This is a genomic window from Methanobrevibacter thaueri (assembly GCF_015062905.1).
Taxonomy (GTDB): Archaea; Methanobacteriota; Methanobacteria; order Methanobacteriales; family Methanobacteriaceae; genus Methanocatella; species Methanocatella thaueri_A.
On record NZ_SUTK01000051.1, the window covers coordinates 1 to 10,455 of the forward strand.

10 protein-coding genes and 1 tRNA gene are annotated in these 10,455 nt (G+C 41.7%); 4 read left to right on the top strand and 7 right to left on the bottom strand.

What is annotated here, in order from left to right; all coding sequences use genetic code 11:
* On the bottom strand, positions 1 to 1,771 hold a 1,771-nt coding region (locus E7Z79_RS08095), incomplete at its 3' end, for a CDC48 family AAA ATPase (protein ID WP_303739452.1).
* A gap of 312 nt (positions 1,772 to 2,083) precedes the next feature.
* Positions 2,084 to 3,394 carry a prephenate dehydrogenase gene (locus tag E7Z79_RS08100; RefSeq protein ID WP_369693441.1) on the bottom strand — a complete coding sequence of 437 codons (1,311 nt, stop codon included), beginning with the start codon at positions 3,392 to 3,394 and terminating at the stop codon, positions 2,084 to 2,086.
* A gap of 58 nt (positions 3,395 to 3,452) precedes the next feature.
* Here E7Z79_RS08100 and E7Z79_RS08105 point away from each other — a divergent pair, with 58 nt between their 5' ends.
* Genes E7Z79_RS08105 through E7Z79_RS08115 form a run of 3 tightly spaced genes read left to right on the top strand, consistent with a single transcriptional unit; the run spans position 3,453 to position 6,591 of the window.
* Positions 3,453 to 4,514 (top strand): mRNA surveillance protein pelota, encoded by a 1,062-nt coding sequence (locus E7Z79_RS08105; protein WP_303739454.1) that lies wholly within the window; start codon positions 3,453 to 3,455, stop codon positions 4,512 to 4,514.
* Positions 4,515 to 4,573: 59 nt separating this feature from the next.
* A complete protein-coding gene (locus E7Z79_RS08110; RefSeq protein ID WP_303739455.1) occupies positions 4,574 to 5,536 on the top strand; it encodes a cell wall biosynthesis protein in 963 nt (320 codons plus the stop codon).
* Between the two features lie 5 nt (positions 5,537 to 5,541).
* Complete coding sequence (locus tag E7Z79_RS08115) at positions 5,542 to 6,591, top strand: glycosyltransferase (protein ID WP_303739456.1); 1,050 nt, start codon at positions 5,542 to 5,544, stop codon at positions 6,589 to 6,591.
* 5 nt (positions 6,592 to 6,596) lie between these two features.
* Here the strand turns inward: E7Z79_RS08115 and E7Z79_RS08120 are convergent, their stop codons facing one another.
* A complete protein-coding gene (locus E7Z79_RS08120; RefSeq protein WP_303739457.1) occupies positions 6,597 to 7,898 on the bottom strand; it encodes an NAD(P)/FAD-dependent oxidoreductase in 1,302 nt (433 codons plus the stop codon).
* Positions 7,899 to 7,977: 79 nt separating this feature from the next.
* On the opposite strand from E7Z79_RS08120, the gene E7Z79_RS08125 reads away from it, so the two are divergent.
* Positions 7,978 to 8,253, top strand: coding sequence for a HypC/HybG/HupF family hydrogenase formation chaperone (locus E7Z79_RS08125; protein ID WP_303739458.1), 276 nt, complete (start codon positions 7,978 to 7,980; stop codon positions 8,251 to 8,253).
* Here E7Z79_RS08125 and E7Z79_RS08130 read toward each other — a convergent pair.
* The 4 genes from E7Z79_RS08130 to E7Z79_RS08145 form a co-directional block, all read right to left on the bottom strand.
* Positions 8,247 to 8,762, bottom strand: coding sequence for an amino acid-binding protein (locus E7Z79_RS08130; RefSeq protein WP_303739461.1), 516 nt, complete (start codon positions 8,760 to 8,762; stop codon positions 8,247 to 8,249). The two genes, E7Z79_RS08125 and E7Z79_RS08130, sit on opposite strands and share 7 nt — an antisense overlap.
* Before the next feature lie 115 nt (positions 8,763 to 8,877).
* Positions 8,878 to 8,952, bottom strand: a tRNA-Ile gene (locus E7Z79_RS08135).
* A 102-nt stretch (positions 8,953 to 9,054) separates the two neighbouring features.
* Positions 9,055 to 9,339, bottom strand: coding sequence for an iron-sulfur cluster assembly protein (locus E7Z79_RS08140; RefSeq protein WP_303739459.1), 285 nt, complete (start codon positions 9,337 to 9,339; stop codon positions 9,055 to 9,057).
* Positions 9,340 to 9,398: 59 nt separating this feature from the next.
* Positions 9,399 to 10,310: a DUF5591 domain-containing protein gene (locus E7Z79_RS08145; protein WP_303739460.1), complete on the bottom strand. Its 912-nt coding sequence runs from the start codon at positions 10,308 to 10,310 to the stop codon at positions 9,399 to 9,401.
* Positions 10,311 to 10,455: the final 145 nt, after the last annotated feature.

Below are 10,455 nucleotides of genomic sequence, written 5' to 3' on the forward strand. Positions count from 1 at the left end.
CGCTGTCAGTGTCATTTCCGCTACGGGTGCTTGCTATCGCATCGATTTCATCGAAGAAGATCACTGTAGGTGAAGCCTGTTTCGCTTTTCTGAACACTTCCCTTACACCTTTCTCGGACTCTCCGACCCATTTGGACAGGAGTTCAGGACCTTTGACTGAGATGAAGTTGGCTTCGCTTTCGCTTGCCACAGCTTTTGCAAGCAAGGTCTTACCTGTTCCTGGAATTCCGTAAAGCAAGGTTCCTTTTGGAGGTCTTATGCCTAAGCGTTGGAATGTTTCAGGATGTTTAAGTGGCCATTCGACTGCCTCTTTAAGTTCCTGTTTCACATCTTCAAGACCGCCCACGTCATCCCATTTGATGTCCGGGATCTGCACAAGGACTTCCCTGAGCGCTGAAGGCTGAATTTCCTTTTGGGCGTTTTTGAAGTCGTCGCCTGTAACCACGATTTTTTCCATGACCTCTTTAGGGATTTCCTCGTCGTTCTGGATTTCAGGAAGGATCCTTCTTACAACCCTCATAGCGGCCTCTTTACATAATGACTCGAGGTCTGCCCCTACGAATCCGTGGGTTGTGTTTGCGATTTTGTCAAGGTCAACATCCTCTGCAAGAGGCATGTTTCTTGTGTGGATTTCAAGGACCTCTTTTCTTTCCTCTGAGTCAGGCACTCCAATTTCGATTTCACGGTCGAATCTTCCAGGCCTTCTGAGTGCAGGGTCAAGTGAATCAGGTCTGTTGGTTGCACCAATTACAACGACTTGTCCCCTGGATTTCAGACCATCCATTAAAGTTAAGAGTTGAGCAACGGTTCTTCTTTCAACTTCGCCGTTTGTCTCTTCTCTTTTTGGAGCGATTGCATCGAGTTCATCTATAAATATGATTGAAGGGGAGTTTTCTTCAGCTTCTTCGAAGTATTCCCTCAGGTTCTCTTCGGATCCGCCCACGTATTTGCTCATGATTTCAGGACCGTTGATTGCAATGAAGTGAGCGTCACTTTCACTGGCTACAGCTTTGGCCAGTAATGTTTTACCGGTTCCTGGAGGGCCGTGCATCAATACACCTTTAGGTGGTGCAATACCAAGTTTTTCGAAGAGTTCCGGTCTTTTGAGAGGAATCTCAATCATTTCCCTTACTTTTTTGACCTCTTCTTTCAGACCGCCGATGTCCTCGTAGCTTACATCAACAAGGTTTCCGACACCTTCGATTTTGCTCACGTCAACCGGGGTTTCATGGAGCTGCACTTCGGTGTTAGGACCTACAATGACGATGTCTTTCGGATTGGTGGACACTACCGCAAACTTGATTTCTTTCATTGCAGGAGTATAGTCCATCAATTCATCAAACAGGCTGTTGAAGCCCATCCTTGGTCTTGGTGCCCTGATTTGGGATCCGATGATGTCTCCTTGAACCATCACTTTGCCTGCAAAGAGTCCACGGACGTCACCCTGTACGCGAATGTTGTTTTCGATTGGAGCTAAAACAACTTTTTTCGCTTCGGTGGCTTTGGTTTTTTTGATTGTGACCTCACCGCCTATGGTTGCCCCTGAGTTTTTACGGACAAGTCCGTCGATTCTTATTACTCCGAGTCCAATGTCGGTTTGTGAAGGAAGAGCGATAGCTGCAGTTCTTCTTTCGCCGACAATTTCAATTAGGTCTCTTTCATTGATTCCTAAATCATCCATGACGTTCGGATCGAGTCTTGCCACGCCTTGGCCTACATCCTTTTGTGAAATTGCCTCTGCAACTTTTAGTGTGATTTCATTTTCTGCCATTTTATCATCTCCATTTTGGCTGTAATGTGTGTAAATGTAATGTGTCAAAATCTTTTTGTTACTTTTTGTAACTTTATTGACAAACTAATCTGTGTATGTTTTACTATATAAATGTTTCGGTTTTATGCATTTTTCAAAACCCTTTAAAAATAAGTATTTTATCAAATAAATTATTATGAATTAATGTTTTCATGTTGATTATCTTTAAAAATTTAATAAATAAAAAAATAGTAATAATTAAAGATTTATAGTTGAAATAAAAATTTAATTACTTTTAGACACTTTAATATTTGTTCGTTTGTTATCAAACAATTATCGGATGACTCCGCCAAATCCTGTGAACAGCTCCTTGACCTGTTCGATATCGTCTTTGGTCAGTGCTGTGACAGTAAATGTCAGGCTGATGAAATTGTCATCGATTTGAGGACCGTTATATGCGTCAGTTAGCCTGATGTCAAGCAGATTGTCGTGCATCAGCACGGTCTTCTGGATGATGTCGATGTTGACATTCTTTGGAAATACGCAGCTTATGGATTCGGTCTTTGTCTTCATGTTTTCGATTTTCCATTGGTGCAGCTCCTCCGGAAGCAGAATCCTGATGTTTGCTATCCTCAGCTTTTTGATCTTGTTGCCGTCTTTCAAAACGGCAGTCTTGCCGTCGATGCTTTCAAGGATTCCAACATGAATCCTGCCGGAATAGATATGCTTTAGGCCAACTTCCTCGCCGATGGATTCATTCAGATAGCTGTATTCATAGCTCAGGGCACCGATTGCCTTGTCACTTCTACCCAATGCGTTTGTAATGTCTCCCATATGCTTTGTGGCCTTTATTGCAATGTCAATGAATTCATCCTCATCGCCTTTGTTGATGACGTCCCTCAGCTCCAGGACGGCTTCGGCAAGGGCATTTCTGACCTTGTTCCCGTTGCTGTTCATTGACTGGATGTTGTAGGTCAGATATGGATTTTGGGATACGATACGGGCAATCATATCGATCATCAAATTATAAATGGGACTTTCATAGTCTTCGGTTTCGGATATGTCGACGCTCAGCTTTTCGATTGCTGATGCTGTTGAAATGAATGAGAAGTGGGTGAGGACCTGCACTATGCTCATCATGAAATCATGCTTTTCGGCGGTGGTTTCAATGATTCTCATGTTTTTGCTTGCGAGGTAATCATATACCTTGCTGTACCATTTTCCTTTCCTGTCCGCAGTCAACACGATTACCTGATTGTCCAGTCTTGTGGTTCTCGGACCGAAAACTGGGTGTGTCGGAATGTATTCAACGCTATCCGGAAGCACTTCTCCCATGGTTTTTGTAGGGCCTTCCTTTACGGAGGTGACGTCAACCATGACGGAACCGCTTTTCATGAAGGGGGCGACTTCGCGGATGACATCGCAGGTATGCTGAATCGGCACGGATATCACTAGGATATCGCTTATATTGGCAAGCCCCTCATTGGACTCGATATAATTCACGTTCATTTCATCTGCTATCTGTTTGCCCTTTTTGTGGTCACGGCCGGTGATGTATACCTCAAACTCGTCTCTGAAATAATAGATTAAGGTTTTACCCAAACCGTCGCTTCCACCGATAATTCCAACATTCATTTTAACCATTAATAATTTTAGAATTATTAAATATATAAATTAGTAACAAGAAAAATTAGTTTGAATTATGAAGATTAAAAACGAAAATGAAAAGGAAGGAATTGTTGAGGTTATCCCCGAAACTTTAGATGATCTGTGGCACCTCTCACATATCATAGAGGTTGGCGACAATGCGTCATCAAGGACCACCCGCAGAATTCAGGACACTACCGGAGATAAGACCAGGGGTGACAGAGGGGTTAAGAAGACATTTTATTTGGGCTTGGACATCAAAAACATTTCATTTCATTTGTTCACAGGTAAATTGAGACTGACAGGAGTAATCACAAGGGGTCCTGAAGACCTGATACCTCTAGGATCACACCACACCCTTGAAGTCAAGCTCAACGTTCCCCTGACAATCAAAAAATCAAGATGGCCTAAATGGGCAATCAAAAGGCTGAATCAGGCCATTGAGGCATCCAAAAAGCTCTCTGCAATCATTGTTGTTCTGGAGGACGATACCGCAACACTGGGTTTGATGAGGCAGTTCGGAATAGAGTATTACGGGCCGATCACCGGTCACGTTTCAGGAAAAAGGATTGTCGACAAGAACAGGCAGAAGAACATCATCCAATTCTACGAGAAGGTCATCGAATCAATCGTCAAGTTCGATTCAATCCAGAACATCGTCATTGCGGGACCGGGCTTTGTCAAAAACGATTTTTATGACTATCTCAAAGACAAGCACCAGGACCTTGCAAAGATTTCAATCATCGAGTCAACCGGTTCCGGCGGAAGAAACGGGATAAATGAGGTTCTCAAAAAGGGAACCGTTGAAAAGCTGACCTCGGAAAATCGTGTGGCCCTGGAAATGGGAGCCATAAACAATCTGCTGTCCGAAATAGGAAGGAATTCATCAAAGATAGTATACGGAGTCAGGCAAACTCAGAATGCAATCAATTTGGGTGCGGTTTCCCAGCTTCTGATTCTTGATGTGAAGGTGGCCGAAGAGAACATGGGTGAAGCCATGGACATGGTTGAGAACATGAAAGGGGAGGTCATGGTTGTAAGCAGCGAGCATGAAGGCGGAAAACAGCTGGAAAGCCTCGGAGGCATGGCCGCAATTTTAAGATATCAGATTGATTAATATTTATATATTAAAAAAATTATAACTTATAAGTAAGATTTTTCTGATTAGTGATTTATATGATGTATTCATCGATATTCTTTGCATTAATATATGTTTTCGTTATATCTGCTGTGGGCACTGCAGTAGTGGATATAATATTCCGCTTTTTAGGAAAAAGGGGCTACATGGGAAACCTCTATCCTAATGTAAGGGGAGGAATTCCTCGTGCGGTCGGAATAGTTCCGGCAATAGTCTTGTCTTTTTATATGCTGCCCGGGTATAACAATCTGATTTTGATAATAGGTATTTTTGCGCTTATCGATGATATTTTAGGAAGAAAACCGTCTCCATTCGGAATAGAATGGGGCCAGCTTTCAAGAGGAATAGGAATCATACTGGTCATGATTGTCGGAATATTTGAAGGATTAGGCGTCTCATCCATCTTCATAGCGTTGATGGTCCAGCCGCTGAACATTTCAGACATGCAGCCTGGATCATGCTGTATCGTGACAATCATAATGTCATTTTTGACAATTATCGTAATGCTTCTTATCGGCTCTCCTGCCGCTGAGGAATTGCCTGCGATTTACACTCCGCTGCTCCTCATGGTGGTCTGTATGGCTTACTGCCCACTGGACTTTTCCGGAAAGATCATGTTGGGCGAAGTCGGAAACCACGTGTTCGGTGTCGCACTGGGAGTGTCCTTCTACATTATGGGAGGGCTGGTTGGAGTCCTGTTATTCGGATTCATAACCACTGCACTGATCGCATATGTAAGAAGACAAAACCTTAAGATATTCTTCAGACAGCACTTGGGAATAGCTTATCCTACATTCGGAGATTACTTCATGGACGTTCTCACCGGAGGGGGAATGGGAGACCTTTTAAGAAAATGGATATTGGAAGACAAGCAAATTGAGGTCACCAATCCGCTGCTGATATCCCTGGGTTTTAGAAGATTATTATACAATCCTCATGCATCATGCTACAGGAGACATGTCTCTAATAATTATATTCCTCGTTTAGGCAAAGGAGAATGATTTTTATGAAATGTTTATTTATCGTCACAGGCAGAGGGCTGGGCGGAGATGCGATGACTGCTTTAAATGAAATGAAAGCGCTTGAAAGAAAAGGGGTCGAGTGTGAAATTGCCCTGGACGCATCCGCTCACGGCACATTGTTCGAAAAGCATGGCTACAAATGGCACAAGATTTCAGTTCCGCATGCCGGAGGGCACTCCGCAACCAAACTGTCTGCAATCAAGGGCGCTTCCAAACTGGTTGTGGCCACATTTAAGGCAAGAAGCCTGATTAAAAAACTGAATGTTGATTTTGTAGTTGGTGTCCTGGGAGGGGGAGCTATTGTCGCATCCCTTGGAGGAAAGGCTGCAAGAAAGCCTACATTTTCCATGATTTCAACACCTCTGGATTCCAAGGTATGTCCCAAATTCAACCAGTGCTATATCCTGCCTGAACTGAACATGTTCAGATGGGATGAGCTTCCAAAAAACACTGCCAAGGCATTCTATCCGTTGGCGGAAAATATGGGAGACGGCGTTGAGGCCAAGGCTCTTGAAAAGCTGAAGGAATATCCTAATTTTGATGAAAACAAAAAGACAATCGTATTTTCATCCGGTTCATCCATCTTCAAGGGAATGGTTGATGCAATCAACATCGTTGCCGACAAGACTGATGAATACAATCTTGTTCTGGTCGGACTTCCTTTAAAGGAGGAATACGGCGAGCTTATCGATGAAGAAAAGATTATATATGTCGGATATATTGATTGGATTAATCATCTGTTCAAATTTGCTGATTTAACTGTTTTGACTGATGACGGAGTGTCACTGGAAGAGGCATTCACCAACGGAAAGCCTATTGTAGCTCTTGCCCGGGTAAAATGGGGAAGATACCAGAACATGGCAGGCGTATTCAAGGGTGCAATGATTGAATCAAGCGTTGAGGATGTCTGCGAAAGCATTGACGAGGCTTTCAGAAACTATGATTCCATGCAGGAAAAGGCCTTGGTTTACGGAAAGCAATGCATGGCCGCCGCTGACGATTTGGCGGATGATATTCTAAAAAGAGTAAAATAGTGGCGTTATAGCCACATGTTTTTGATTATTTTATAGTTTGTATCGGTTGACGGATGTATCTCTATGAATTCCCCATAGTCATCCAGGTCATAATCCATTCTCATCAGGTATGAGAGGTATGCCACATCGCTTACTGAAGACGGGGAAATGTGGTTAATTTTATTCAGTCTGTTTCTGTTTTTATCGAAGTCTATTTCAGTATAGCCGGTTTCTCCATCAAGTATTTTCCAGAATGCACCGGGACCTCCAATTCCAGGGAATGAAATTGTTGCCTTTTCATCATCGCTTAAGCTCACTTTTTCATTTTCGACAAAACTCACTTCCATGTTCAGGCTCAAGGTTTGAGGAATGCAGTCGTAGGTCATCTTATTTCCATATCCTGCCATATTCCTTGCAGCTGTGATGCCCTCCTTTCTAGCTACTGGAGTCAGCTGATATCCTCCGGTAACATCACCTGCAGCATATACATTACTTAGGTTGGTTTGCATCATTTCATTGACTTTAATGGTTCTGTCATCATTCAGCTCAACAAAACCTTCGGCAATTTCACTGTTCGGTGTCCTTCCGGTTGCAAAGAACGGAACTCCTTCCAGCTCCTCGTTGTTGTCTGTGAGTATTTTGTTTTCAAAGACTTCACTAACGCCTGTGTTTTCCAGGACGTTGACATCAGGAATGATTTTTTCCAAAACGTATCTTCTGGTGTTTTCTCCAAGCTCTTTTAGGAATTTGCTTCTTGCAAGGACATTGACCTCACTGCCAAGAGTGGAATAGATATTCGCAATCTCACAGGCAATGATTCCTCCTCCGATAATGTTCAGCTTTTCGGGAACCTCATCAAGCTTCAGGATATCCTTGTTGGTCAGTCCGAACTCACTTCCCTTAACATCTGGAATGAACGGGCGGGCGCCTGTTGCAATCAGCAGGTTATCGTATTCAAAGCTTTCATTGCCGACGACAACTGTATCTCCCTCAATGCTGGCTTCCCCATATATCACATTGTTTCCGACGCTTTCGTTTTCCATCTGATTCAATTTACGGAGCATGACCTGTGTTTCTGTAATCTTTTCAACAATCTTGTCATATGAAATGTCGATTTGGCTTTTTAAAAATCCGTGATTGTTGAACCTGTTGTTTTCGTCGATAAATTTGGTAATGTCTGTAAGTGCGCATATGACCATGCACCCTTCATTCAAGCAGGTGCCTGCAATATGGTTTTTCTCAATTAAAGTAACCTCTTCACCTAATTTTCCAAGCTCTAAAGACCCTAATCTTCCAGCGGGGCCTGATCCGATAACAATATTTTTCATTATAACACCCTTTAGATAGTTTTATATAATACAAACTTTTAATATTAATAATATATTAAAATTTTGGAGATAGATAATTATGTGTATTGCAGCACCCGCTCAAGTTGTTGAAATCAACAGAGAAGATAACTGGTTATATGCTGACTTTGGTGGAGCAAGACAACAAGCAAAATTAGACCTCTTGCCAGAAGTAGAGGTTGGAGATTATGTTTTAATCCATGCCGGTTATGCAATTGAAAAGTTAACTGAAGAAGCTGCTAAAGAATCTTTAGAAGCTTGGGAAGAACTTTTAGAAATTCTCGAAGAAGAAGATAAAGAAATGGAACAAGCAAGAATGAATGCTGAGAATCAGTAGATAGACACTCTTGTTACTCCTTCTATTTTTAAAAATTCATTTATTAAATCGCCCTCAACGGGCTCTTCTGTAATTATTGTCAGTATAGGATTTTTCTGAAGCTCGGTATCTTCAGCATATGCCTGTCTGATACTTATTCCTTTTTTTGAAATCAGGTTTGTAGTGCTTGCCAATATCCCTTCGCTGTTCGGCCCGACTTCAATTTCGATTACGCCCAGTTCAAGGTTTTTGGCAATGTTTTTAAGCAGTGTCCCTGCAGGTATGATGTTGCCGAACAGATTATATAACTCATCATCTTCACGGATTATATCTATTGTTGATTTGATTGCACGTCTGTCAACCTCTGCAGCGGTTGCAAGTGCCTTATCGCTTATTTTCAGGTTTCCGCAGTAGATCTTGCCGTCATCCTTCAGTGACAGTCCAAGCTCGATCATCTTTTCTGCAACCCTGAGTCTTGCAGGGTATTTTTTGAATTTCTCATTAACCTTTTCCCACATTTTAATCATCATTCCTACTTTTTGTACATTCAAGTTAATATTTGTAGAATAAGGTATATAAAAATTTTTAAAAAAAAGTCGATAAAGTTGTCAGGAAAATGAAATGTTTCTGAAAAAATAGTTTTAGTAGGCTAGATGGGATTCGAACCCATGACCTCCCGGTTATCAGCCGAGCGCGCTAACCAAGCTGTGCCACTAGCCTATGAGATTTGTGTGACAGTTAACTGTCAACACTAATACATATATTAATAACTATATATAACTGTTTCGGTTAAACATAGATATTAATCAAAAAATTAAAATTTTATCTGTTAATCATTTCGTTAATGGAATCTGCCATAGCATGTCCTTCAACAGTAATGATTGCTTTTTCAATTCCTTCAACGTTTTCTGCTCTGATTTTAGCATCAGCAGCGATACGGGTAATACTCATACAACCTGGGTTGGTTGGTTTGAGAGTAATTTCAGCTTGATCGCCATCAACGGCAATATTTTGTACAATGCCCATTTCTACAATACTAATTCCCATGTGCGGGTCATTAATTGGAGTAATAGCGTCTTTAATATCGTTTACTAAATCTTCTGACATAATAAGTCTCCTATAATTTATGTATTTATAATTATCAATAATGGTATTTATAAATATTGTTATTTTTTCAAGCGGTGCTTTAATTTAACCGCAATACCATTACTGCATTCTTCCATCTCACGACCGGTCAGCACAGCCTTGCCCACTCCAACGACCGTATCGTCATGTACAACAACGACTTCGTCGCCAGGAATGATTTTATGGTCTGCCTTTTCAATTCCCGGTGCAAAAACAGTATTTGTTTCGAGGTTGAAATCTATGTTTACAATATGGATTCCTAAATCTTTTAAGATTTCTCCCCCAGGTAAATTTAGTCTGAATAATCCATAATCATTATTTAATAATGCCAATTGTGTACCGTTTGACAATATCCTTTTGTGGTACATTCCTTTTGTTTTTACATTGTCCGGAATGAATTTGTCTCCATTTTCGCCAAACTGATACCTTGCAATTGATCTGAGTCCGTGCAATGTCTTGTCTTTTCCCTTCACTCTCTGGTGATTCTTAAGCTCCATCCTTAAGTTGTAAAGTGAGTCCGGTGAAGTCGGACGCTCGTCTGCACAGACATTGACAAAATCATCGCAGTATGCCTCAAGGGATTCCAGATATCCTCCTGCGAGGTTTGCCACAATGTTCTTGCCTTCACAGTATTTCGCTATTAGCCTGCCGCTCTCTTCAATCTCATCGGCGGACCATGATCCTGTGGTGCTCACGTCATAGGATTGAATCGGGAAAGTGTTTTCAAGTTCCCTCGGACAGATTCCAAAAGGTGATGTCACGATAAGCTCCTGGTATGACCTTGTCAGTTTTCTGAACTTCTGATGGGACTTGGAATTTGAGTATGGCTTTTTCATGCTGCAGGGCAGCAGGACAACAGTGTCGCCTAAGGGTTCCATCATTTCCATTCTCTGTCTCCATCTGATCGCTTCCGGGCGATATAGGGATTCTTCGCTTGAACATATCACTTTCATACTTATTCCTCAAAGGCTTTTATCAATTCATCATCAAGTTTTTTCAGTCTTTCGATATTATCGTCACTGTCTTCAATGCTTCTCTGCCATTTTTCAATAACAAAATCAATGTCAACTTCTTTGGTGCCGATTATCAGATTGTCCG

What these genes read in the sequence shown, in the direction of transcription:
- E7Z79_RS08120 (WP_303739457.1), bottom strand. Translation starts at nt 7,898, where the DNA reads ATGAAAAATATTGTTATCGGATCAGGCCCCGCTGGAAGATTAGGGTCT.
- E7Z79_RS08125 (WP_303739458.1), top strand. Translation starts at nt 7,978, where the DNA reads ATGTGTATTGCAGCACCCGCTCAAGTTGTTGAAATCAACAGAGAAGAT.
- E7Z79_RS08130 (WP_303739461.1), bottom strand. Translation starts at nt 8,762, where the DNA reads ATGATGATTAAAATGTGGGAAAAGGTTAATGAGAAATTCAAAAAATAC.
- E7Z79_RS08100 (WP_369693441.1), bottom strand. Translation starts at nt 3,394, where the DNA reads ATGGTTAAAATGAATGTTGGAATTATCGGTGGAAGCGACGGTTTGGGT.
- E7Z79_RS08145 (WP_303739460.1), bottom strand. Translation starts at nt 10,310, where the DNA reads ATGAAAGTGATATGTTCAAGCGAAGAATCCCTATATCGCCCGGAAGCG.
- E7Z79_RS08110 (WP_303739455.1), top strand. Translation starts at nt 4,574, where the DNA reads ATGATGTATTCATCGATATTCTTTGCATTAATATATGTTTTCGTTATA.
- E7Z79_RS08105 (WP_303739454.1), top strand. Translation starts at nt 3,453, where the DNA reads ATGAAGATTAAAAACGAAAATGAAAAGGAAGGAATTGTTGAGGTTATC.
- E7Z79_RS08140 (WP_303739459.1), bottom strand. Translation starts at nt 9,339, where the DNA reads ATGTCAGAAGATTTAGTAAACGATATTAAAGACGCTATTACTCCAATT.
- E7Z79_RS08115 (WP_303739456.1), top strand. Translation starts at nt 5,542, where the DNA reads ATGAAATGTTTATTTATCGTCACAGGCAGAGGGCTGGGCGGAGATGCG.